Genomic DNA, 21,564 nt, shown 5'->3' with positions numbered 1-21,564 from the left:
CGCCATGCTGAAAAAACCGCTCGCGCTCATCGCCCTGATCCTGCTGCCGCTGACCGGCTGCGACACCGCGCCTCCGCCCGGCATCGCCCCGGCGCGGGGCTTCCAACTGGATCGCTACCAGGGCCGCTGGTATGAAATCGCCCGCCTCGATCACCGCTTCGAACGCGGCCTGCAGGCAGTGAGCGCCGACTACAGCCGCAACGCCGACGGCAGCGTCCGCGTGGTCAACCGCGGTTTTGACGAGGCGACCGCCAGCTGGCGCGTGGCGGTGGGCAAGGCCTGGTTCAACGGGCCAGCCGATGTCGCCTCGCTGAGAGTATCCTTCTTCGGGCCGTTTTACGGCGGCTACCACGTGGCGGCGCTGGACCCTGACTACCGCTGGGCCGTGGTGGTGGGGCCTGACAAGGATTATCTGTGGCTGCTGTCGCGCGACAAACAAGCCGCGCCCGCCGCCAAGCCGGCGCTGCTGGCGGTGGCGGCCAAACTGGGCGTCCCGGCCGACAAGTTGATTTGGGTGAGGCAGGACCGTGGCGACAACTAGACGGCTCAACCCGGAAAAATTGCTGCTCAGCAAGTGGACCGCCGCCGCGCCGCGCGACAAGGAGAAACACTTTCTGGTGGTGGCGCTGGGCCGCCCGGCGCCGGACGCCGCGGTGGAAACGATCACGCTGGAGGCGGTCTACACCCGGCGCCGGCAAACCATGCCATGGCAGGCGCTGCGCGACGCGGGCCAATGGCTGCAGGGTTGGAAATAATCGCCTCTCAAGGCTGGCGCTTGCGCCGCCCCGCCATTGTTTTTATCGTTTAAGCATGCCTGCTCGTCCATTGTCATGGAGGGTCGCCATGGAGCTGTTCGATACCGTTACCGCCCAAGTCCGCCACATGCGGCTGCCCTTGTTCGCCGTCAGCCTCAGCGTGGTTCCCTTGCCCGATACGCCGCTGCTGCTGATGCTGCATTGGCATGGTTTCCGCGCGCCCAATCCCGGCCGAGCGCCAGCGGAGCCGTCCGCGCTCCGCCAGGTGCCAGCATCGGCCTTGCAGCTGACGCGCAGATGGCGCGCGCTATCACGGGTGGAAGAAGAGGTGCTGGACGCGGCCTGGCAACTGGGCGCCTGGAGCCTGCTGCGCGAGGAGCGGCGCGGCTGTAACACCGTGGGAGCAGCGGCGGCAGAGGCGCTGGCCTGCCGCCAGGCTTTTGGCGACTGGCCGGCCATCGACGGCCAGGAAAGCGTGGTGGCGGAGGCGCCCGACGGCCCGGAACTGATGCGGCTGGCGGCCCGCCGCGGTTATGTTTCCTGGCAGTTCCGGCCGGTGCACGGCGGAATCTGGCGCGAGCTGGCCGAGGACGACACCCTGGGCGAGGCCGGGCTGCGCCCGCCCCCTTGCCCGCTGGCGCCGCGCGTCTGCCGCGGCGGCAAGGCGGCCCGGACCGTGTACCGCTTCGGCCGCGTCGAGCGCCTCATTTTTTAGTCGCATTTTTTCTGAAAAAAACCTCTTGAAAAGTTTTCGGCCTGCCCTTACCTCGTCATCCGTCAGCCACTCAGGCTGCATATAGCCGGCAAGCGCGGGGCTTAGCGCGCCCTCTGCCTGCCGGCGTCACCTACCGTTTCCCATGATCTGAATCGCACAGGAGATTGATATGCAAATCCGTCCTCTGCACGACCGGATTATCGTCAAGCGGGTCGAAAAGGTCCGCCAGACTGCTTCCGGCATCGTCATCCCCGATAGCGCCGCTGAAAAACCGGAGCAAGGCGAAGTGCTGGCCGTCGGTCCCGGCAAACGCCTGCAAGACGGCAGCTTGCTGCCTATGCAAGTCAAAGTGGGCGATCTGGTGTTGTTCGGCAAATACGGCGGCCAGACTGTCAAGCTGGATGACCAGGAATACCTGGTGCTGCGCGAGGAAGACGTCTTCGGCGTGATCGAGGGCGCATCCGAATCCGGCCGCAAGGCTGCCTGACTTCCCCATTCATCACAGGAGTTCAAACATGGCTGCGAAAGAAGTCCGCTTCCACGACAACGCCCGTGAACGCATCGTCAACGGCGTCAATGTGCTGGCCAACGCGGTGAAAGTCACCCTGGGCCCGAAAGGCCGCAATGTGCTGCTGGCGCGCAGCTTCGGCGCGCCGCACATCACCAAGGACGGCGTGTCCGTCGCCAAGGAAATCGAACTGAAAGACCCGTTCGAAAACATGGGCGCGCAGATGGTGAAGGAAGTGGCGTCCAAGACCGCCGACGTGGCGGGCGACGGCACCACCACCGCCACCGTGCTGGCTCAGGCCATCGTGCAGGAAGGCATGAAATACGTGGCCGCCGGCATGAACCCGATGGACCTGAAGCGGGGCATCGACAAGGCCGTCCATGCGGTGGTCAAGGAGCTGCAGACCCTGTCCAAGCCGGTGACCAACAGCAAGGAAACCGCCCAGGTGGCGGCGCTATCGGCCAATTCCGACGAGGCCATCGGCAAGATCATCGCCGACGCCATGGATAAGGTGGGCAAGGAAGGCGTGATCACCGTCGAGGACGGCAAGTCCTTGGACAACGAGCTGGCCGTGGTCGAGGGCATGCAGTTCGACCGCGGCTACCTGTCGCCCTACTTCATCACCGATCCGGAAAAGCAAACCGCCGTGCTGGAAGATCCGCTGGTGCTGCTCTACGACAAGAAGATCAGCAATATCCGCGACCTGCTGCCGGTGCTGGAGCAAGTGGCCAAGGCCGGCAAGCCGTTGCTGATCGTCGCCGAAGACGTGGAAGGCGAAGCGCTGGCCACCCTGGTGGTGAACAGCATGCGCGGCATCCTGAAGGTGGCCGCGGTCAAGGCGCCGGGCTTCGGCGACCGCCGCAAGGCCATGCTGGAAGACATCGCCATCCTGACCGGCGGCACCGTCATCGCCGAGGAAACCGGCCTCACGCTGGAAAAAGCCGGCCTGGCCGAGCTGGGCAGCGCCAAGCGCGTGGAAATCGGCAAGGAAAACACCACCATCATCGACGGCGCCGGCGACAAGGCCAAGATCGACGCCCGCGTGCAGGCCATCCGGGCGCAGATCGACGCCGCCACCAGCGACTATGACCGCGAGAAGCTGCAAGAGCGCGTGGCCAAGCTGTCCGGCGGCGTGGCGGTGATCCGCATCGGCGCGGCCACCGAGGTGGAAATGAAAGAGAAGAAAGACCGCGTAGACGACGCGCTGCACGCCACCCGCGCCGCGGTGGAGGAAGGCATCGTGGCAGGCGGCGGCGTGGCCCTGCTGCGCGCCCGCGCCCACATCGGCGAGCTGAAAGGCGACAACGCCGACCAGGACGCCGGCATCCAGATCGTGCTGCGCGCGCTGGAAGCGCCGCTGCGCGCCATCGCCGCCAATGCCGGCGACGAGCCGTCGGTCATCGTCAACAAGGTGCTGGAGGGCAAAGGCAGCCATGGCTACAACGCCGCCAGCGGCCAGTTCGGCGATCTGGTGGAAATGGGCGTGATCGACCCGACCAAGGTGACGCGCACCGCGCTGCAAAACGCCGCTTCCATCGCCAGCCTGATCCTGACCACCGACGCCACCGTGGCCGAGGCGGCGCAGGACAGCAAGGCCAAAGCCCCGGCGGAGCTGGATTACTGATCCGCCAACCTGGTCCTCTTTCACTCCTTGGCCCGCGCCCTGCCGCGGGCATTTTTTATCCCGCCAGGTCCCGCGCCGGGCAAAGGGATGCCGCCATGCCGGATACGCGCCCGTCCTCCGCCGCGAAGAGCGTCTGCCGCTCCGCCACCAGGGTATGCACTTCGCCGTCGGCGCAATGAAAACGAACCTCGAACGGACGCATCACGCCCTGCAGACCGCTAGCCGCGGCAGGCGACAGTTGCAGACGGCCCGCGGCCCAGTCCAAGGCGGTGACCTCGAACTCGGCAAAACCGACAAATCGCTTCACCAAGCGATGAATGGCCTTGTAGCCGGCCTCCTTGGCGGAAAAGATCAGCGTCTCGACCAATGTGTCTTCGCGCCGAGCCAGCCAGCGCGCGTGTTCGGCCTCCGTGCAGCACACGGCGCGGATGGCTTCCGCCGCGCCGTCCCTGGCCAAGCGCTCGCTATCCATGCCCAGCGCGGCATAAGCCGATGCCGGCGCAACGGCCGCATAGGCCGCCGCGGCATGATGGGTGAGGGTGCCGAGCATGCCGGTCGGCCACAGCGGCAAGCCGTCCACGGCGCGCCCCACTGCCGCATCAGCCACGGCCAAGGCCTCCAAGGCGCGCGCGGCGCACAGCCGCCCGCCCAGAAAAGACAGCTGGCGTTTGCGCGCCGCGCGCGCCAGTTCCGTCGGCAGCCAGGCGGCCAGCTCCATCCCGGACAAAGCCTGCTCCAGCTTTGCCAGGGCAATACCCGCGCAGGCGCCATCGGCCAGGGCATGCGGCGGCGGCAGCCAGCAATCCGCCAGTTTCCCCGCCCAGGCCAAAGCCAGCCCATCGCGCAAACAGGACGAGCGATCTGGCATCACATGCCGCCCTGCAATTGCCGCGCATTGCGCCCCAGCGCACGCAGAATGGCAACCGCCTTGCTCGACAAAGCGCAGTAATTGCCGCGGCAGTAAGCCACCACTTCTTGGTCGCGCGGCACTTCCGCCAGGCGTTGCTCCAACGCGTCCAGCGGGATATTGATGGCCCCGGGCAGGTGGCCTGCGGCGTACTCGGCTTCTGAGCGCACGTCCAGCAACACGACCTCGGTTTCCTGCATGCGCTGCAGCAGCTCTTCGCGCGAAATCGCCTCAAGCTTGTCCTGCTGCCACAAGCTGTCGGCGATCAAGGCGCGGATTTCCGAATGATTATGCTCGGCGCAGGCGCGCAGCGCGGCCAGCAAGGCGGCGATCGGCCCCGATCCCAGCCGGTACAGCACATTCTTGCCCTCGCGCCGCGACTGCACAAAGCCGCTGCGTTTGAGCTGCTGCAAATGCTGGGAAGCATTCGCCACCGACAAGCCGGCCAGGTCGGACAGCGCCTCCACCGTCTTTTCGCCCTCGGCGATGTGTTCCAGCAGCAGGAGGCGATGACTGTTGCCCAGAGTCTTGGCCAGATCGGCCAAGTCGCTCAGCCTGGCGCCCCTTAAATGCATTTCAGATATTGACATAGACAAACCAATCAATTCATCATTAAATAAAAAAATTGAATGTTGCATGGCCAGCATATCTGAAATCCGCGCCGCGAGCATCAGACGCGATGCATTGGGCGCCAAGCACCTGAATAACCCACTAAGGATGAAACCGTGATGACTGCAGATTTTTTCACTCATGCCCTGGCGCTAGGCATAGGCGCAACGCTGGTCATGGACCTTTGGGCCTGGTTCCTGCGCCGTTTTTTCAACATTCCCTCGCTGAACTACGCCATGGTGGGCCGCTGGAGCGGCCATCTGCTGCGCGGACGCTTTTGCCACGAGAATATCGCCAAGGCGGAGCCGGTGGCCGGCGAAACGCCGATAGGCTGGGCGCTGCATTACGGCATAGGCATCGTGTTCGCGGCCATGCTGCTGGCCTGGTGCGGGCCGGAGTGGCGCATCGCGCCGACGCTGCTGCCCGCTTTGGGATTCGGCTTGCTCACCGTGGCCGCGCCATTTTTCATTTTGCAGCCCGGCCTGGGCGCGGGCATCGCCGCCAGCAAAACGCCGCAGCCCAATGTGGCCCGTCTGCGCAGCCTGTCCGCGCACGCGTCCTTCGGCGTCGGCCTCTACCTCGCCGCCCTGTTGCTGGCCCGGTTGCTGTAAGCCCCGCGCGGCGGGCGCAAATGAAAAACCGGCGGGTGTCCGCCGGTTTTTTTGTCCTGCGCTCAGCGGCGCAGGTTGGCGCGCATCAGCTCAACCGCCTGTTCCGGCAAGGGCAGCGAGGGATGGCCCACCATCCGCCCCAGCGACACGTCGTAGTTCTCATGCCATACCGGCTCCACCACTTGGTAACCATCCTCTCGCAGCTGACGCACATTGCGCTGCACGGCCGGCTTTTCCCACATGACCGCGCCCATCACCGGAAAAAACAGCACCGGGAAATTGGAGGCCAGGATGACCGTGGCCAGCCGGTTCGGCGCCGCGCCCTGCGCCGCAGTCCCCAACATATGCGCGGTGGCGGGCAGCACAACCAGCAGGTCGTGGTCGGCAACGATGCGAGAGGGCTTATCGGTCGGCCAGTCCTCCGGCCGCTCTCCCGCTATCACCCTATCCGCATACAAGCCCACGCTGGCAGCCGGCAGAAAAGCCTGGGCGCTGCTCGTCATCAACACGGTCAGCTCACAGTCTATGCCGGTCTTGATCGCCGACAGATATCGCGGCAGGGTCAGAATGTCCACGGAGCCGCAAGCGCCCAGCAAAATGCGCCGCCGGCCTTCCGTTGCTGGCTTCAATTGCATTGGTGTTTCCTTTTCATCGTATCGTTCCAGGCGCTAGGCCAATTGCGCGGACAAAGCCGGCGGCATGATCCCCGCCTTGACAATGCGGGCGGGCACGCCCGCCACGGTGGCGTAGGCCGGCACATCCTTCAGCACCACGCTGCCCGCCGCCACGACCGCGCCGGCCCCCACCTCGATATTGCCCAGTATCTTGGCGCCGGCGTACAGCGTCGCCCCGCGCCTGACCTTGGGATGGCGATCGCCGCGCTGTTTGCCTGTGCCGCCCAGCGTCACGTCGTGCAGTATCGACACATCGTCTTCCACCACCGCGGTCTCGCCTATCACCAAACCCGTGGCATGGTCCAGGAAAAGGCCGCAACCCAGCCTGGCTGCCGGGTGGATGTCCACGCCGCAAGCCATCGACGTGCGCAACTGCAGCAGCTGGGCCGAGAAGCGTTGCTCGCGATCGCGCCACAGCTTGTGCGCCACCCGATGCGCCTGCAGGGCGACAAAGCCCTTGCTGAACAGGAAGACTTGCAGGGCGCAGTCCGACGCGGGATCGCGCTCACAGGATGCCGCCAAGTCGCGCATGGCGGCCTGGCAGATATCCGGATGGCTGAGCAAGGTATCCAGCAGCATGCGTCTGAGCGGTCCGCTCGCCGGCTGCCCGTGGAACAACTGCTCGCATAGCATGCAGGCCAGGGCGGAAGGAAAGCAGCCCGCCTCGCTCAGCAGCGCCTGCACGCAACTGAAGACCATGGGCTCGCATCGCTCCAGATCGTCGATGCCACAGCGCATGCGGCGCCAGAAGGCCTCCATGTCGCCTATCATGCCTGCGTTTAATTTGATGGGTTCGCGTTTCATTTCATTACCATGGCGTTAGTGCGCGTCCAGCCTCTCAAGCCGCCGCGCGGCTCTTCCCGACAATGCGCCCGCTCAAGGCGTGCCCGGCTTGGCCTCGCCCCAGCCCCAGCGCGGCACGGTCTCGCGCCGCGAGGGCGGCGCATCGGGCTGCGAGTTGGCCTGCGCGCGGCGCGAGCCCCACTCGACATAGGCGGCAAAGGCCGAACGGAACTCAGGATCGCTGGGCAAGCCCACCTCGTCGGCGGTCTCCATCAGCAGTTCCACCCAGCGCTTGCGCTGCTCCGGTTGGATGGAGCGGCCGCGATGCATGCCTATCATGGTCTTGAAGCCGCCGCGCTCATTGGTGTAGCGCGGCTCGCCGCCCAACACTTCCTCAAACCACATGGCCAGATGCTCGGCGTGGAAGTCCGGCACCTCGCGGAACATCTCGGCCAACAGCGGATCCTTCAATACCTTGGGGTGAAAGGTTTCCGTCAAATTGCGCAAGGCTTCCCGGCCGCCCATCCATTCAAACAGGGTGGGAAGATCGAACAAGGCCTGCTCATCCAGATCGCCCGCGCATGCCAGCGGCGAATCCATAACCTGATCCATGAATCACTCCTTGAAAATTGGTAAAAGCTCAGCCCAGCTCCAGCGAGGCAATGGCCTGTATCCGCTCGACCCGAGCGCGCGGCGGCGCGCCGCGGTAAATCCGGAAGGTATGAAAAATCTCGCGCAGCCCCAACGCCCGCAGTTGCCGGATCAAGGCATCCGCGCTTTCCGGCACATCCAGCGTCAAGACCGCGCCCGCTGGCACAAACGCCAGCGCTTGGCGCAGCAGCGTCTGGCTAGCGTCTTCGTTCTCGGCGTAAAAGGGGCCCAGCCGATAACCTCGGCTGGACAGCCGCGCCCCGATCAAGCCATCGATGCCGCCGTCCGCCCCGCGTCGGATCCAGCCGCGCCGGCCAGCCCCCAGGAACCAGCCCCTCAGCATGGCGTGGCGCCGCACGCCCAAGGTTTGCTGGTCATAGCCGCAGGCTTCCTCCAGGTTGGCAGCCGATACCGGCTCGATGCCCGGCGCCGCAGGCAGGCGCGCCGTCGGCGCGCCGCTCATGCGCAAGGTGCGGTAATGGCTTTCATATCCCCATTTCGCATAGTTATGCAGCTGCGCCGGCATGCCGTCGCCGCCCAGGGTGCGGGTGCCGGCATGCAAGATGGCCTGCTCCCACAGGCGGCGCGCCCAACCTTGGCCCCGGCGCGCCGGCGCCGTCAGGTAATGGCCCATATGGGTGTAGCCATCATCCAGATTGACCACCGAGATGGCCGCCGCCGGCTCGCCGTCGACAAACCCCAGATAGAAGCCTTGCGGATCCGCCTCGAAAAAGCATTCGGCGTCGCCCGCCCCCAGGTCCCAGCCCTCAAGCTCGGCCCATTGCAGCGACACGCTCCACTCCGCCAGGCTGCCCGGCCGGCCATGCCAAAGCGTCGGCTTACCAGCGTCCGTCATGCCCGCCTCCTTTTCGGCTGCGACAACGTTTCACAGCCCCATCGATTTGCTGATCAGCTCCTGCAGCACTTCGCTGGTGCCGCCGTAAATCTGCTGCACCCGGCTGTTGACCCAGTTCTTGCCAATGCCGGACTCGCCCATGTAGCCGGCAGCGCCGTGCAGTTGCAGGCAGCGATCCGCGACCTTGCTCTGCAGTTCGGTCACCCATAGCTTGAGCCTCGCGGCGTCCACCAGGCTGAGCGCGCCGGCATTGAAACGCGTGATGGCGTCGTCCAGATACAGGCGGGCGATGCGGATCTCGGTATCCAGCTTGGCCAGCGTGAAGCGGTTGTGCTGGAAGCTGCCCACGGGCTGGCCGAACACGGTTCTCGCCTTGGCATAGGCCAGGGTTTGCTCCAAGGCCGTTTCCATGCTGGCCACCGCCACGGTGGAGATGCTCAGCCGCTCGCGTATCATCGCCGTCATGAAATAGAAGCTGCCTAGGTTCTCCCGCCCCAGCAGGTTGTCCGCCGGCAGCAGGCAATGCTCGAAGAACAGATCGGTGGTATCGCTGGCATGCCAGCCCAGCTTGGCGCGCAACGGCCCGCGGCTGAAACCCTCCGCGCCTCGCTCCGCCACCAGCAGGCTGATGCCCTGGCCGCGCTGGGGATCCGCCGTCTTCACCGCCACCACCACCAGATCGGCGTTATGGCCGTTGGTGATATAGGCCTTGCTGCCATTCAGCTCATAGCGGTCGCCCTGGCGCTCGGCGCGGGTCGTCAGCTCGTTGGCGTCGGAACCGGCGTGCGGCTCGGTAATCGCGATCGCGCCGATGGCGCGGCCGGAGCACAGCGCCGGCAACCAGCGTTGCTTCTGCTCCGGCGTGCCCAGGGTCAGGATGTAGCTGGCGATGACATCGTTGTGCGACACCAGCCCCGGCACGCTCATGCCCGCGCGGATCAGTTCCTCGATCAGGATCATGGGGTAACGGAAGTCGCTCTCGCCGCGGCCACCCAGCTCGCGGCTAACGCCGATGCCCAGCAGGCCAGCCGCGCCGGCCTGCTCCCAGAAGTCACGGTCCACCCGTCCTTGCGCCTCCCACTGAGCCATCCGCGGCGTGGCGGCTTGCGCCAGGAAATCGCGGCAATGCCGCCGAAATTCGTCCAACTGTGTCGTACTCATATGGTTGACTCCTGCGGACACAACGACAGAATGTCGCGTACCCGCGGCCAATGCTGGTAAATGGCGAAGTGATCGCCGGGTATGGTGTGCAGCGCGGCGCTGGCCTCGCTGTGATGTTCCCAGGCGCGCAACTGCGTCAAGCTGACATGCGGGTCTTGCTCGGCGCCTATCAAGTGAAGTGGCTGCGGCACCCTCAGCCCGCGGTGCGCCAAAAATTGCCGGCGCAAGCGGTAATCGCAGCGCAGCTGGGCCACCACCCTGCCGGCCAGCGCCGGCTCTCGCAGCACCGCCTCCGGCGTGCCTTGGTCGGCCCTGGCCACGGCCAGGATCTGCTCGTCGCTGAGCAGATGCCGCTCGTCGTCCGGCTGGATGGCGGGCGCGATCGAGGCCGACACCACGCTGAAACGCGGCGTCAGTCCATGGCGCCGGCTCATTTCGCTGGCGACGATCACGCTGAGCACGCCGCCGAAGCTATGGCCGAAGGTCGCCCACTCTGCCACGCCCTGCGCCTGCCTCTCGCGCAGGTCCGCGCACAGTTGATCGGCCAGCCAGGCCGTCAGTTCGGGCAGGCTTTCCATGGCCGGCATGCGGATGCGCAAACCGCGGCCGGGCATTTCCACCGGCACCAGCAAGCCGTCATCCCAGGACTCGGCCTGCCAGGCTCGATACAGGGCGGCGGAGCCGCCGGCGTGCGGAAAGGCGTATACCACTCGACGAGGCTGCGCCGTCATGCTCGCTCCTTGTCCAGCAGCGTCGCAGCCAGCCGCTCCGCCAACATGATGGTGGTCAGATTGGTGGGCATGGATGGAATGGTCGGGAACAGCGAGGCATCCGCCACCGTCAAGCCGTCCAGCCCGTGCACCGCGCCGTCCTCCCCCGCCGCGCAGGCGGGATCCGATGCCGGCCCCATTCTCACCGTGCCGACCGCATGCCAGCCGGGATTGACCAGGTTGCGCACCGCGCTGGCCACCACCGCCGGGTTGCCTATCATGGATTCGGACCAGAACTGCACGCCGTCCAGATAGCAGGACACCAGCGGATCCTTCAGCACGCGCCATAGTAGCCGCACCCCGCCGGCCAGCCTGGCGATGTCCTCGTCGTCGCTCAAGGGCAGGTCTATCCGCGGCCGCTGGGCCGGATCCGCGCTCAGCGCCTGCACCGCGCCCAGCGCCCTGGGCCGCATCAGCATGACCGAGCCGCCCACCAGCATCGGGTAAGCCACCCGCTCCTGGAAGCTGGGCACGGTCTCGCTGGCCACGTTGTTCAAGAGGCCGATCTGCACGTCCACCTTGTCGTCGTAACCGCTGCAGGCGCGGGCGGCCACTTGGCGCCATGGCAGGCCCCGCACGCATACGCCGGGCTTGGGCAAGGCCCACAGCACCAAAGAGGCGTGATCGGTCAGGTTGCGGCCCACCGCCGGCAAGGCCGCGCGCAGCGGAATGCCGGCCTCCCTCAGTTGCGCCGGATCGCCCACCCCGGAGCGCTGCAGCAAGGCCGCCGTGCCGACCGCGCCGGCGCACAACACCACTCGCCTTGCCGCGTAGCGCAGCCGCTGCCCATCCACCACTGCGTCCACGCCGCAGGCGCGGCGGTCCTCGAACACGATCGCGGCCGCCTCGGCGCCGGTTTTCACGGTCAGATTGGCGCGCCCCTGGACCGGCTGCAGATAGGAGCGATAGACGTCCATCCGCTCGGACTGGCCGCGCACATTGGCCGGCACCAGCCCCACCGCCGGGTCTTCGCCCAAGTTCAGGTCATCGGCATAAGGCATGCCCTGGCGCTGGCAAGACAAGGAGAACGCCTGGTCCAGCGGATGGATCTCGCCCGTGGCCGGCCGTCTGAGCCGCAGCGGGCCATCGCTGCCGTGCCATTCGTCGGCGCGGTCCACGTCATGCTCCATCTTGCGGAACCACGGCAGTACCTTGTCCCAAGACCAGGTCGGACACCCCATGCTCTCCCAGGCGGCGAAGTCGCTGGGGAAGGCCCGGAGCGCCACCGCGCCATTGATGGCGGACGATCCGCCCATCACCTTGCCCAGGCTGTAGGCAAAGGGCTTGCGCCGGCCGCCGCGCTCGCCGTCGCCGCGCACATGAGCTTCGTAATCCCAGTTGTAGCCGCTCAGCACCAGGCGCGAAGCGTCGCGCAACGGGCTGTCTTCGCGCGCCGCATCGGAGGCCGGCCCGGCCTCCAGCAGCAGCACGCGGTGCTTGCCGTTTTCCGACAGCCGCGCCGCCATCACGCAGCCGGCAGACCCGCCGCCGACCACGATGAAGTCGAACTCGCCGCCGCTCGTCATCGTCGCGTTCTCCATCACGCCTCCTCCGCCACAACGGCCAGGCCATCCAGCAGCTTGGCGAAGTCGCGTATGCTGGCGTTCATGAACAGGCCTTCGATCACGTCCTGCTCACGCTCCGGCGTCAGCGCGTAGCGGTCGCGCAAGGCGCTGAGCAAGCCCACCGCGTGCAGCGAATCGCCGCCGATATCGAAAAAGCCGTCGGTCACGCCGAAGTCTTCATGCCGGAGTTGCTTGCGCCACAGCGCCAGCAGCTCGTTTTCCAGCTCGCCCGCCGGCTCGGCGCCGGCCTCCGCCTCGTCGCGCTCCTGCCACGGCTGCGGCAAGGCCGCGCGGTTGATCTTGCCGTTGGCGGTCAGCGGCATCTCGTCCACCGGCACCAGGTAGCTGGGCACCATATAAGATGGCAGCTGCTTGCTCGCCAGCTCGCGCAGCCCATCCAGCAGCTTCTGCCAACCGGCGTCGCCCTGCGGCGGGGTCTTCGCCGCCACATAGGCGACCAGGTGGCGCTGCCCGGTTTTGGCGTGGCGCGGCGCGTCCAGCACCACATGATTGGCCTCCGGGTGTTCCAGCAGGCAGGCCTCGACCTCGCCCAGCTCCACCCGGTAGCCGTTGATCTTCACCTGGTTGTCCTCGCGGCCCAGGATTTCGATCACGCCGTCGTCCAGATAACGGCCCAGATCGCCCGTCTTATATAAGCGCTCGCCGCTGCGCGGATCGACGATGAAGCGTTGCGCGGTCTTCTCGGCATCGGCCAGATACCCCTGGGCCACGCCGCAACCCGCGATATAGAGCTCGCCGGTCACCCACTTCGGGCATGGGGCCAGCCAGTCGTTCAGCACATGGAAGCGCTGGTTGGCCAGCGGCTTGCCGTAGGGGATGCTGCTCCAAGACGGGTCCACCCGCTCGATCGGGTGGCAGATGGACCAGATCGAGCCTTCGGTGGCGCCGCCGAGGCTGACCACCTCCACCGCAGGCAGGCACTCGCGTATCCGGCCAGGCAGGTCGATGGGAATCCAGTCCCCGCTCATCAACACCAGCCGCAGCGCGGTCTGCGCCAGCGCATCGCCGCAGCGATCGGCCAGCGCCTTGACCGGCGCCGGCACGCTGTTCCAGATCGTCACCCGGTGCTGTATCAGCGTCTGGCACCATGCCTGCGGATCGCTCGCGCCGGCGACATCCTGGAACACCACGCGGCCGCCGGCCGCCAGCACGCCGAAGTAGTCGTAGACGGACAAATCGAAGCCGGCCGGCGCCACCGAGAACACCGCGTCGTCACGGCTCACGCCGAAGCGGCGATTGATGTCGAGCACGGTATTGGCGGCATTGCGGTGACTGATCATCACGCCCTTGGGCTCGCCGGTGGAGCCGGAGGTGAAGATCACATAGGCCAGATCATCCAGCGACTGAAGCGAGGCCGCTTCCGGCCATGCCTCGCCTGCCGGCACGCGTTCCACATCAATGCGCGGCAGCGCCGCGTGCGTTTCTTGCGGGTGGATGTCGCCGCGGCTCAGCAGCGCGCGCGCGGCGCAGCGGCGCAACAGGCTCTGACGGCGCTCGGCGGGCAAGGTCGGGTCTATCGCGACATAGGCGCCGCCGGCAATCAGCGCGCCCAAAATGGCGGCGATCAGCTCCGGACCTTGCGGCAACGATACCGCTATCATCTCGCCAGGCTTCACCTCGGTCTGGCTGCGGATGGCTTGCGCGATCGCGCCGGCGCGGCGTGCCAGCTCGCCAAAGCTCATGCTGGCGTCGCCCTGCTGCACCGCCACCGCGTCGGCCTGGCTGCGGGCGCGTTGCAGAACCAGCTCATGCAGCAGGGCCAGCGGCAGCGGCGTTTCCGTGGCGTTGGCGCACTCGCGCTCCGCCAGGTCCGCCGCCGGCAGCGCCGTCACCGCGCCGCGGGTGGTCCACACCCCCTCGTCGCCAAGGCAGCGCGCCAACAAGGCCATATAGCAATCGAGCATGTCCTCGACCATGCCTGCCGGGAACAGGCCATCCACATGGTTCCAGTTCACGCGCAGGATGTCGCCGTCTCGCGTCAGCTGGTTTTCCAGCCACACCTGCGGCGTCTGGTTGCGTTCATACACCATGCGCGCGCCTGGCCAGCCGCCCTCCTCCACCAGCTCGTTCAGGTCGGCGTCCAGCATATTGCTGAACACCACCGGCGAGCCGGATACGCGCTGGCCCTGTTGGCGCGCCTGTTCGCGCAACAACTGGATGCCGCTGTAACCGGCATGCCAGCGGTGGCAGAGCAAATCGGTTTGCACCTTGGCCAGCCGCTCGGCAAAGCTTTCGCCCGCCTCGGCGGTGATCGGCAGCAGCAGCGGTTGCAGAAAGTTGCCCGCGATATCGGCTACGCCATCGAAGTGCGGCCGGCGGCCAAACGTCGTCAGCGTCAAAGTGAACGCCTGCTGCTTGGACCACTGGCGCAGCGTTTCCACATAGGCGCCCAACATCAGGCTCTCCGCGGTCAGCCCCCTGCTGGCAGCCACGCCGCGCAAGGCGGCCAGCTTGTCCGCGCTCAACTCGCGGCTGGCGCGAACCGTAAGCGGCGGCGTCAGATGCTCGGGGGAGGTGTCCAGCGGCAGCTCCGGCGCGGCGCTCATCGCGTCCAGCCGGCTCAGCCAGTATTGGCGATCGCGCGCCCCCCAGGGGCCGGCCTGCCGCGCCGCTTCCGCCGCGCGATAGCCGGCGAAGGAGGCCTGGGCCGGCAAGGCCGCCTGCGGCTGGCCGGAATAGGCGCGCCACCAGTCCCGCATGATGATGCGCACGCTGCGCAGATCCAGAAACATCAGATCGAACAACAGATGCAGCCGGGTCACGCCCCCCTCCAGCAAGGAGGCCCGGATCTCAAACGGCGAAGCCTGGTTCAAAGGCAGCATGGTATGGCGCATGCGCTGCCGTTCCGCATCCAGATGACGCGTGCGCGCCGCCTCATCCCAGGCGCGCGTGTCGGTCAAGGCTATGCGACAGCTAGGCGCCGCCACCGCCACGGCTTGCTCGCCGCCATCGCGGATCGCCGTCCGCAACGCGGCGTGGCGCTCCACCGTGCTGGCCAAGGCGTGCTCCAGGCGCGCCAGGTCCAGCGCCTCCACCTCCCACTCCTGATAGAAAGCGCTGGCAATGCCCCCCAGCTCCAGGCCGGGGTTGCGGCCTATCAGGTAGGCATACTGGATATCGGTCAGCGCGAAGGCCTCATCGTCCCGCTGCATCGGCTCCGCAGCGGCGTCCTCACGCGGCAAACCACCTTGCAGCAGCAAGCGGATCTGTTCCGCGCTGGCGGCTTCGTGCTCATCGTCCCGCTCGGCCCCTGCCATGGCCGTCAAACCGCAGGCTCGGATCGCCTCGATGATGGTGTGCATGTGTTCTCCTTGTGATTGCTTTGTCTTGAACTGCGAAACCTACAGTTTCTGCGTCGCCAGCTGGCCTTCGGACACGCCTCGCATGCGCGCCAGCCTGCCCACCAACAGCGCCGCCACCACGAAGGAGACGGCAGCGGCCCACAGCGCCCAGGCATAGCCTTCAACCGCATCCGTCCGCAACGCGGCTACCGACATGAAGATGGCCATGCCCAAGGTCGGCCCCAGCTCCATGGCGGTATTCATCACGCCCCCCGCCAGGCCGGACTGATGCGGCGGCACATCGCTGGTGGCGATGACGGCTGAACTTGCGAACATCATCGCGGTGCCGATGGGCAGTACGATCAGACCCGGCAACAGGTCCGTCAGATAGGCGGAGTGCCGATCCAGCCCGGCCAACAGCGCCAGGCCCACGGCGCCTATCGCCAGGCCGCCCTGCAGCAAGCGGGTGGCCCCCAGGCGTCCGGTCAGCGGAGCGGCGATGCGGCTGGAGGCGATCAGCACCAGCAGATAGGGCAAAAAGCCCAGGGCGGTCGACAGCGGCGTCCAGCCTCGCACCTGCTGCAGGTATAGCGACCACAGGAAAGACACCGTGCCCATGCTGGCAGCCGCCAGCATCACGCCTATCAGGCCTGCCAGCCTGCGCGGCGCGATGAAGCCGGGGGGCAAGAGCGGCGAGGCGGCGCGCCGCTCCACCATGAAGAAAGCCAGCAGCAAGGCCACGCCGACCAGCAACGGCAACATCACCCCGCGAGACAGCCAGCCGGCTTCGCCGGTCAGGATCAGGCCATAGCTGGAGAGCGAAATGCCGGCCGTGGCCAGGACCGCGCCCCACAGGTCCAACCCTTCGCTCCCGCGCCGCTCAGGCGAGGCCGGCAGCCAGGCGCCCTGCACCAGCAAGGCGAAGACGCTGACCGCCACCGGCACCATGAACATCCAGCGCCAGGACAGCCAAGTGATCATCACGCCAGAGATCACCGTGCCCGCCGTGGCGCCCAGCACGGAAACGCTGCCCCAGCTCGCCATGGCGCGGCCGAAAGCCGCCGGTTCCGGAAAAGCGCCGCGCAGCAAGGACAGCGCAGCCGGCGCGACCATGGACGCGCCCACGCCCTGCAGAAAGCGCATCGCGATCAGCACGAGGAAGCTGGGCGACAACGCAGCGGCGGCCGAGGCGCCGCCAAACACCAACAGTCCCGCGATGAAGACCGGCTTGCCGCCGAAACGGTCGGCCAGCCGGCCGCCAAACAACAGCAGGCCGCTGAAGGCCAGGCCATAAGCGGCATTCACCAGAATCAGCGCCGCCGTGTCCAGGCCAAACTCCTTGCCGATATTGGGCAGCGGCACCGCGACCAAGGTGATGGCGAAAATCAGCGTCGCCTGCACGATGGCCAATGTGGAAAAAGCTCTGCGCTGCCGCGCAGCATGGGCGTTAGGCGCCCCACCCTCTTGTGAACTCACGACACACTCCTCAGATAAAAAAACAAGCGCACATCCATTCGATGAAAACCGATCAATATCTCGATCAATCCCAGTCAAACCATAAATAAATTCATTGAATGTTTGATGAATATCATGGCCGATGTCAATCGCATATTGATTTTCCTGATTAGCAATCCACAGAACAAACTTGGCATGCGGCATGGCTTGTGCTAGACGCCATTCCTTGGGCATGCTCGCGCAGCGACAAGGCGCGCCGGGCATTGATTTAAAATGAGAAGCAATACCAATTCGAACCCGCTACCGCTTGCTCTTCGCTTCTCCAGCGCGCGGCTTCGGCGCGAAGCATGGCGGCAATCGCCTTAACTGTTGCGCAAAAGCAGCAAAATATTGGCAGGAATGGCCCGAACAGGCCGTTAATTAGGACAGGTCATGCCATTGCGCGACAGGGCCGCGGCAGGGCGCGATGCGCCGGCCTGCGAATTCAAAGAAGGGGAAAAATCGGGAAAGGAAGGACGGGAAATCAACATCCGGCTCCAGCGACACGCGCCAGCCTGGAGACGTCGCCGCTCCTTGAGCCCTCCCCTGCGCCATCCCGTATGGCAAGTGCGGGGAACGGATGGCCGGATGGCTGCGGCAGCCGCGCATGAAAAACGGGGAGCCGCTTTCGCGACTCCCCGTGGTGTGAGCGGTTCTTTCCGGCTCAGCGATACATGCCCGCGTCCGCGGTCAGCAGCGGGCGATGGCTTTCGCCCGGCGTCTGGCCATCCAGCGCCATCATCACGCTCAGCGAGGTGATGGTGATGATGGAGAAGAAGAACACCTGGCGCGCCCAGGCGCGGTCATCCACCTCGCGCTTGTAGCCGGACAACGCCATCTTCAGCCACCACAGGCTGGTGGCGCAGGCCACAGCCAGGTAGCCGTAGCCGGCGTAGCCGCCGAACACCAGCATCACCGTCGCCGCCGCGAAGGCCAGGATGTAGAGCACGATCTGCTGCTTGGCGGCGGAAATGCCCTTCACCACTGGCAGCACCGGAATGCCGGCCGCCTCATAGTCCTTGAAACGGAAGATGGCGATGGCGTAGGAATGCGGCATCTGCCACAAGCTGAACATCACCAGCAGGATGGCCGCGCCCATGTCGAAGCGGCCGGTGACGGCGCAGTAGCCAGCCACCGGCGGCACCGCGCCGGACAGGCTGCCCACCACGGTGCCGTACACCGAGTTGCGCTTCATGTACAGGCTGTACACGCCCACATAGATGATGAAGCCGAACAGCACGCAGCCGGTGGCCAGCGGATTGGTGCCGAACCACAGCAGGGCGAAACCGGCCGCGCCCAACACGATGCCGTGCGCCAGCGCCGCCTTGGTGCTCATCGCGCCGGTGACCAGCACCCGTTTCTGGGTGCGGGCCATCTTGGCGTCGATATCCTGGTCTATGCAGTTGTTGATCGCGCAGCCGGAAGCCACCACCAACGACAAGCCGATGACGGTGGCCGCGAGCAGCCACCAGTCGATCGAACCCTGCGCCGCCAGCAGGAAACCGCCGGCGGCCGAGATCAGGTTGCCGAAGATGATGCCCGGCTTGGTGACCTGAAGATAGCGTTTGAACTTCAACGGGTCCGTCCTTAGCGCATCATCAGCGAGTCGGCGGTGTAGATGATCCAGATCGACAGGCCGACCAGCAGCACGATCACCATGCCGGTGAACAGGAAGGAGAAGCTGTTGAGCTTGCCTTCCTTGCTGAAGTCCAGGTGCAGGAAGTACTTCAGATGCACCACGATCTGCACCACGGCCAGGGCGAAGATGCCGATCAGCGTGGCTTGCTTGGTGAAGGCACCGCCCATCACCATCCAGAACGGAATGGCGGTGAGGATCACCGACAGCACGAAGCCGACTGCATAGCTCTTCACGCTGCCGTGGTTCTCATGCTCATGCGCGTGACTCATCACATGGCTCCTTTCAGGTAGACGACGGTGAACACGCAAATCCACACGATGTCGAGGAAGTGCCAGAACAGCGACAGGCAGTTCAGGCGGGTCATGGCGCGGCCGGTCAAGCCGGTCTTGGCCACTTCCATCATCATCACGGCCATCCACAGCAGGCCGCCGGTCACGTGCAGGCCGTGCAGGCCCACCAGGCCGAAGAAGGCCGACAGGAAGGCGCTCTGGTTCGGGCCGTGCCCTTCGGCGATCAGGTGATGGAATTCATTGATTTCCAGCCCGATAAAGGCCGCGCCGAACAGGAAGGTCACGAACAGCCAGCCCAGCACCGCGGACTTGTTGCCCTTGTGGCCGGCGATCATCGCGAAGCCGTAGGTGATGGAAGACAGCAGCAGGGCCGCGGTTTCCACCAGCACGTACGGCAGTTCGAAGATGTCCTTGCCAGACACGCCTTCCGCCACGTTGCGGAACAGCACCGCATACGCCGCGAACGCCGTCGCGAACAGAATGCAGTCGGTCATCAGGTAGAACCAGAAGCCCAGGACAGTTTGCTTGCCGCTGTCGTGGTGCTCGTGGTCCTCATGCGCGCCATGCGCATCTTTTACAATTGTCGTCATGTCAAATCCAGCCTGTTACGCGGTCGTGGTCGGACGGGCAGCCTTCTTCGGCTTCGTCTGATCGCGCTCGGTGTAGTTGTCCACATCGATGCCCAGCTTCTCGAAGCGGGCGCGCTCGATGGCTTCCACTTCATCCGGCTGCACGTAGTAGTCCAGGTTGTTGTCGTAGGCGCGGGCCAGCATGCTGCCGATGATGCCCAGCAGACCGACGATGGCCAGCCACCAGATGTGCCAGATCATCGCAAAGCCGAACACCGTGGCGAAGGCGCCGATGAAAACGCCGGCCGAAGTGTTCCGCGGCATGTGGATAGGCTCGTAGGACTTCGGCACCGCGTAAGCCACGCCCTTTTCCTTCATGTCGGTGAAGGCGTCGATGTCATGCACCTGCGGCAGCTTGGCGAAGTTGTAGAACGGCGCCGGGGAGGAAGTGGACCATTCCAGGGTATGGCCGTTCCACGGGTCGCCGGTTTCGTCCTTCAGTTCGTTGCGCTTGATCACGCTGACCACGATCTGCAGCAACTGGCAGCCGATGCCGCAAGCGATCAGCAGCGCGCCGAACAGGGCCACATACAGCCACGGCTCGTATTCCGGATTGGTGGTGTAGTTCAGGCGACGGGTCATGCCCATGAAGCCCAGCACGTACAGCGGCATGAAGGCGAACATGAAGCCGATCTGCCAGAACCAGAACGCGGCCTTGCCAAGCTTAGGCTCCAGCTTGAAGCCGAACACCTTGGGGAACCAGAAGGTGAAGCCGGCCAGATAGCCGAACACGGCGCCGCCGATGATGGTGTTATGGAAGTGGGCGATCAGGAACAGGCTGTTGTGCAGCACAAAGTCCGCGCCCGGCACCGCCATCAGCACGCCGGTCATGCCGCCGATGGAGAAGGTCACCATGAAACCCAGGGTCCACAGGATAGGGGTTTCAAAGCGCAGGCGGCCCTTGTAGATGGTGAACAGCCAGTTGAACAGCTTCACGCCGGTCGGGATCGAGATGATCATCGTCGCGATGCCGAAGAAGGCGTTCACATTGGCGCCGGAGCCCATGGTGAAGAAGTGGTGCAGCCAAACCATGAAACCCAGGATGGAGATCGCGCCGCTGGCGTAGATCATGGACTTGTGGCCGAACAGGCGCTTGCCGGCGAAAGTGGAAACCACTTCCGAGAAAATGCCGAAGGCCGGCAGAACCAGAATGTACACCTCGGGGTGGCCCCAGGCCCAGAACAGGTTCAGGTACATCATGGCGTTGCCGCCCGCTTCCGCGGTGAAGAAGTGGAAGTCGAGGTAGCGGTCCAGCGTCAGCATGGCCAGGGCGCCGGTCAGGATCGGGAAGGAGGTGGCGATCAGCACGTTGGCCCAGGTGCAGGTCCAGGTGAAGATCGGCATTTCCATCAGCTTCATGCCCGGGGCGCGCATCTTGATCACGGTCACCAGGAAGTTGATGGCCGTCAGCGTCGTCCCTAGGCCTGACAACTGCAGGGCCCAGATGTAGTAATCCACCCCCACGTCAGGACTGAAGCCCAGTTCGGCCAGCGGCGGATAGGCCACCCAGCCGGTGCGGGCGAAGTTGCCCACACCCAGCGACAGGTTGACCAGGATCACGGCCGAAACCAGCAGCCAGAAGCTCAGCGAGTTCAGGAAGGGGAAGGCCACGTCGCGCGCGCCGATTTGCAGCGGCACCACGATGTTCATCAGGCCGGTCATGAACGGCATCGCCATGAAGATGATCATGATCACGCCGTGGGCGGTGAAGATCTGATCATAGTGTTCCGGCGGGAAAATGCCGTGGCTGCCGCCGGTGGCGACGGCCAATTGGGTACGCATCATCAGCGCGTCGGCGAAGCCGCGCAGCAGCATGATCATGGCGACGATGATGTACATCACGCCGATTTTCTTGTGATCGACCGAAGTCAGCCACTCTTTCCAGAGATAGCCCCACTTACCGAACTTGGTGATGAGCGCGAACAGCATCAGCCCGATCAGGCCGGCGCCGCCAAGCGCCCCCATGATGATGGGCTCATGGTACGGAATCGCGTCCAGAGTCAGTTTACCTAACCACATCA

The 21,564-nt window shown here is 65.4% G+C and carries 21 protein-coding genes; 6 read left to right on the top strand and 15 right to left on the bottom strand.

The annotated features are described in order from the left end of the window. Positions 1 to 4 precede the first annotated feature (4 nt). From FYK34_RS00225 to groL, 5 genes are all read left to right on the top strand, one after another. The gene (locus FYK34_RS00225; protein ID WP_149294517.1) at positions 5 to 541 is read left to right on the top strand and encodes a lipocalin family protein; all 537 of its coding nucleotides are present in this window, start codon (positions 5 to 7) and stop codon (positions 539 to 541) included. Continuing rightward, positions 528 to 755, top strand: a complete 228-nt coding sequence (locus tag FYK34_RS00220) for a TIGR02450 family Trp-rich protein (protein ID WP_149294516.1) — start codon at positions 528 to 530, stop codon at positions 753 to 755. Before FYK34_RS00225 ends, FYK34_RS00220 begins: the two co-directional genes overlap by 14 nt. A gap of 88 nt (positions 756 to 843) precedes the next feature. Continuing rightward, positions 844 to 1,470, top strand: coding sequence for a diguanylate cyclase (locus FYK34_RS00215; protein WP_149294515.1), 627 nt, complete (start codon positions 844 to 846; stop codon positions 1,468 to 1,470). 169 nt (positions 1,471 to 1,639) lie between these two features. Beyond that, positions 1,640 to 1,957: a co-chaperone GroES gene (locus tag FYK34_RS00210; RefSeq protein WP_149294514.1), complete on the top strand. Its 318-nt coding sequence runs from the start codon at positions 1,640 to 1,642 to the stop codon at positions 1,955 to 1,957. 28 nt (positions 1,958 to 1,985) lie between these two features. Beyond that, positions 1,986 to 3,602: a chaperonin GroEL gene (groL, locus tag FYK34_RS00205; protein WP_149294513.1), complete on the top strand. Its 1,617-nt coding sequence runs from the start codon at positions 1,986 to 1,988 to the stop codon at positions 3,600 to 3,602. Positions 3,603 to 3,657: 55 nt separating this feature from the next. Here groL and FYK34_RS00200 read toward each other — a convergent pair whose 3' ends face one another. Beyond that, the gene (locus tag FYK34_RS00200) at positions 3,658 to 4,470 is read right to left on the bottom strand and encodes a 4'-phosphopantetheinyl transferase family protein (protein WP_149294512.1); all 813 of its coding nucleotides are present in this window, start codon (positions 4,468 to 4,470) and stop codon (positions 3,658 to 3,660) included. Further along, positions 4,470 to 5,084 carry an ArsR/SmtB family transcription factor gene (locus FYK34_RS00195; protein ID WP_149294511.1) on the bottom strand — a complete coding sequence of 205 codons (615 nt, stop codon included), beginning with the start codon at positions 5,082 to 5,084 and terminating at the stop codon, positions 4,470 to 4,472. The genes FYK34_RS00200 and FYK34_RS00195 overlap by 1 nt, the downstream gene beginning before the upstream one ends. A gap of 153 nt (positions 5,085 to 5,237) precedes the next feature. Between FYK34_RS00195 and FYK34_RS00190 the strand changes: the two genes are divergently transcribed. Then, positions 5,238 to 5,729 carry a DUF2938 domain-containing protein gene (locus FYK34_RS00190; protein WP_149294510.1) on the top strand — a complete coding sequence of 164 codons (492 nt, stop codon included), beginning with the start codon at positions 5,238 to 5,240 and terminating at the stop codon, positions 5,727 to 5,729. A gap of 62 nt (positions 5,730 to 5,791) precedes the next feature. On the opposite strand, the gene FYK34_RS00185 is transcribed toward FYK34_RS00190, so the two are convergent. From FYK34_RS00185 to cyoB, 13 genes are all read right to left on the bottom strand, one after another. Beyond that, positions 5,792 to 6,364 (bottom strand): flavoprotein, encoded by a 573-nt coding sequence (locus FYK34_RS00185; RefSeq protein ID WP_149294509.1) that lies wholly within the window; start codon positions 6,362 to 6,364, stop codon positions 5,792 to 5,794. Positions 6,365 to 6,397: 33 nt separating this feature from the next. Continuing rightward, entirely contained in the window at positions 6,398 to 7,207 is an 810-nt protein-coding gene (gene cysE, locus FYK34_RS00180) for a serine O-acetyltransferase (protein ID WP_231137329.1), read from the bottom strand. 72 nt (positions 7,208 to 7,279) lie between these two features. After that, positions 7,280 to 7,798, bottom strand: coding sequence for a group II truncated hemoglobin (locus tag FYK34_RS00175; RefSeq protein WP_196782560.1), 519 nt, complete (start codon positions 7,796 to 7,798; stop codon positions 7,280 to 7,282). Between the two features lie 28 nt (positions 7,799 to 7,826). After that, positions 7,827 to 8,693 carry a GNAT family N-acetyltransferase gene (locus FYK34_RS00170; protein WP_149294508.1) on the bottom strand — a complete coding sequence of 289 codons (867 nt, stop codon included), beginning with the start codon at positions 8,691 to 8,693 and terminating at the stop codon, positions 7,827 to 7,829. A 30-nt stretch (positions 8,694 to 8,723) separates the two neighbouring features. Beyond that, entirely contained in the window at positions 8,724 to 9,854 is a 1,131-nt protein-coding gene (locus FYK34_RS00165; RefSeq protein ID WP_149294507.1) for an acyl-CoA dehydrogenase family protein, read from the bottom strand. Then, positions 9,851 to 10,585, bottom strand: a complete 735-nt coding sequence (locus FYK34_RS00160) for a thioesterase II family protein (protein ID WP_149294506.1) — start codon at positions 10,583 to 10,585, stop codon at positions 9,851 to 9,853. Before FYK34_RS00160 ends, FYK34_RS00165 begins: the two co-directional genes overlap by 4 nt. Next, entirely contained in the window at positions 10,582 to 12,165 is a 1,584-nt protein-coding gene (locus FYK34_RS00155; protein WP_149294505.1) for a GMC family oxidoreductase, read from the bottom strand. The genes FYK34_RS00160 and FYK34_RS00155 overlap by 4 nt, the downstream gene beginning before the upstream one ends. Next, on the bottom strand, positions 12,165 to 15,512 hold the full coding sequence (locus tag FYK34_RS00150) for a non-ribosomal peptide synthetase (protein ID WP_196782558.1): 3,348 nt from the start codon (positions 15,510 to 15,512) through the stop codon (positions 12,165 to 12,167). Before FYK34_RS00150 ends, FYK34_RS00155 begins: the two co-directional genes overlap by 1 nt. A gap of 39 nt (positions 15,513 to 15,551) precedes the next feature. After that, positions 15,552 to 16,967: an MFS transporter gene (locus FYK34_RS00145; RefSeq protein ID WP_196782554.1), complete on the bottom strand. Its 1,416-nt coding sequence runs from the start codon at positions 16,965 to 16,967 to the stop codon at positions 15,552 to 15,554. A 682-nt stretch (positions 16,968 to 17,649) separates the two neighbouring features. Then, positions 17,650 to 18,561: a heme o synthase gene (gene cyoE / locus FYK34_RS00140; protein WP_149294503.1), complete on the bottom strand. Its 912-nt coding sequence runs from the start codon at positions 18,559 to 18,561 to the stop codon at positions 17,650 to 17,652. A gap of 11 nt (positions 18,562 to 18,572) precedes the next feature. Continuing rightward, positions 18,573 to 18,893, bottom strand: a complete 321-nt coding sequence (cyoD, locus tag FYK34_RS00135) for a cytochrome o ubiquinol oxidase subunit IV (protein WP_149294502.1) — start codon at positions 18,891 to 18,893, stop codon at positions 18,573 to 18,575. Beyond that, on the bottom strand, positions 18,893 to 19,504 hold the full coding sequence (gene cyoC, locus FYK34_RS00130; RefSeq protein ID WP_149294501.1) for a cytochrome o ubiquinol oxidase subunit III: 612 nt from the start codon (positions 19,502 to 19,504) through the stop codon (positions 18,893 to 18,895). Before cyoC ends, cyoD begins: the two co-directional genes overlap by 1 nt. Positions 19,505 to 19,519: 15 nt before the next feature. Then, entirely contained in the window at positions 19,520 to 21,562 is a 2,043-nt protein-coding gene (cyoB, locus tag FYK34_RS00125) for a cytochrome o ubiquinol oxidase subunit I (protein WP_149294500.1), read from the bottom strand. Positions 21,563 to 21,564: the final 2 nt, after the last annotated feature.

The sequence above is a fragment of the Chromobacterium paludis genome, assembly GCF_008275125.1.
Lineage (GTDB): Bacteria > Pseudomonadota > Gammaproteobacteria > Burkholderiales > Chromobacteriaceae > Chromobacterium > Chromobacterium paludis.
The sequence above is the reverse complement of the archived record's forward strand: the minus strand, read 5'-3'. Positions and strand labels throughout refer to the sequence as shown.

Bases quoted from the DNA above. Each gene is read 5' to 3' on its own strand.
- FYK34_RS00185 (WP_149294509.1), bottom strand. From the start codon at position 6,364: ATGCAATTGAAGCCAGCAACGGAAGGCCGGCGGCGCATTTTGCTGGGC.
- FYK34_RS00215 (WP_149294515.1), top strand. From the start codon at position 844: ATGGAGCTGTTCGATACCGTTACCGCCCAAGTCCGCCACATGCGGCTG.
- FYK34_RS00170 (WP_149294508.1), bottom strand. From the start codon at position 8,693: ATGACGGACGCTGGTAAGCCGACGCTTTGGCATGGCCGGCCGGGCAGC.
- cysE (WP_231137329.1), bottom strand. From the start codon at position 7,207: ATGAAACGCGAACCCATCAAATTAAACGCAGGCATGATAGGCGACATG.
- cyoD (WP_149294502.1), bottom strand. From the start codon at position 18,893: ATGAGTCACGCGCATGAGCATGAGAACCACGGCAGCGTGAAGAGCTAT.
- FYK34_RS00225 (WP_149294517.1), top strand. From the start codon at position 5: ATGCTGAAAAAACCGCTCGCGCTCATCGCCCTGATCCTGCTGCCGCTG.
- FYK34_RS00160 (WP_149294506.1), bottom strand. From the start codon at position 10,585: ATGACGGCGCAGCCTCGTCGAGTGGTATACGCCTTTCCGCACGCCGGC.
- FYK34_RS00210 (WP_149294514.1), top strand. From the start codon at position 1,640: ATGCAAATCCGTCCTCTGCACGACCGGATTATCGTCAAGCGGGTCGAA.
- FYK34_RS00150 (WP_196782558.1), bottom strand. From the start codon at position 15,512: ATGCACACCATCATCGAGGCGATCCGAGCCTGCGGTTTGACGGCCATG.
- FYK34_RS00155 (WP_149294505.1), bottom strand. From the start codon at position 12,165: ATGGAGAACGCGACGATGACGAGCGGCGGCGAGTTCGACTTCATCGTG.
- cyoC (WP_149294501.1), bottom strand. From the start codon at position 19,504: ATGACGACAATTGTAAAAGATGCGCATGGCGCGCATGAGGACCACGAG.
- FYK34_RS00190 (WP_149294510.1), top strand. From the start codon at position 5,238: ATGACTGCAGATTTTTTCACTCATGCCCTGGCGCTAGGCATAGGCGCA.
- cyoB (WP_149294500.1), bottom strand. From the start codon at position 21,562: ATGTGGTTAGGTAAACTGACTCTGGACGCGATTCCGTACCATGAGCCC.
- FYK34_RS00195 (WP_149294511.1), bottom strand. From the start codon at position 5,084: ATGCATTTAAGGGGCGCCAGGCTGAGCGACTTGGCCGATCTGGCCAAG.
- FYK34_RS00165 (WP_149294507.1), bottom strand. From the start codon at position 9,854: ATGAGTACGACACAGTTGGACGAATTTCGGCGGCATTGCCGCGATTTC.
- FYK34_RS00175 (WP_196782560.1), bottom strand. From the start codon at position 7,798: ATGGATCAGGTTATGGATTCGCCGCTGGCATGCGCGGGCGATCTGGAT.
- FYK34_RS00200 (WP_149294512.1), bottom strand. From the start codon at position 4,470: ATGCCAGATCGCTCGTCCTGTTTGCGCGATGGGCTGGCTTTGGCCTGG.
- groL (WP_149294513.1), top strand. From the start codon at position 1,986: ATGGCTGCGAAAGAAGTCCGCTTCCACGACAACGCCCGTGAACGCATC.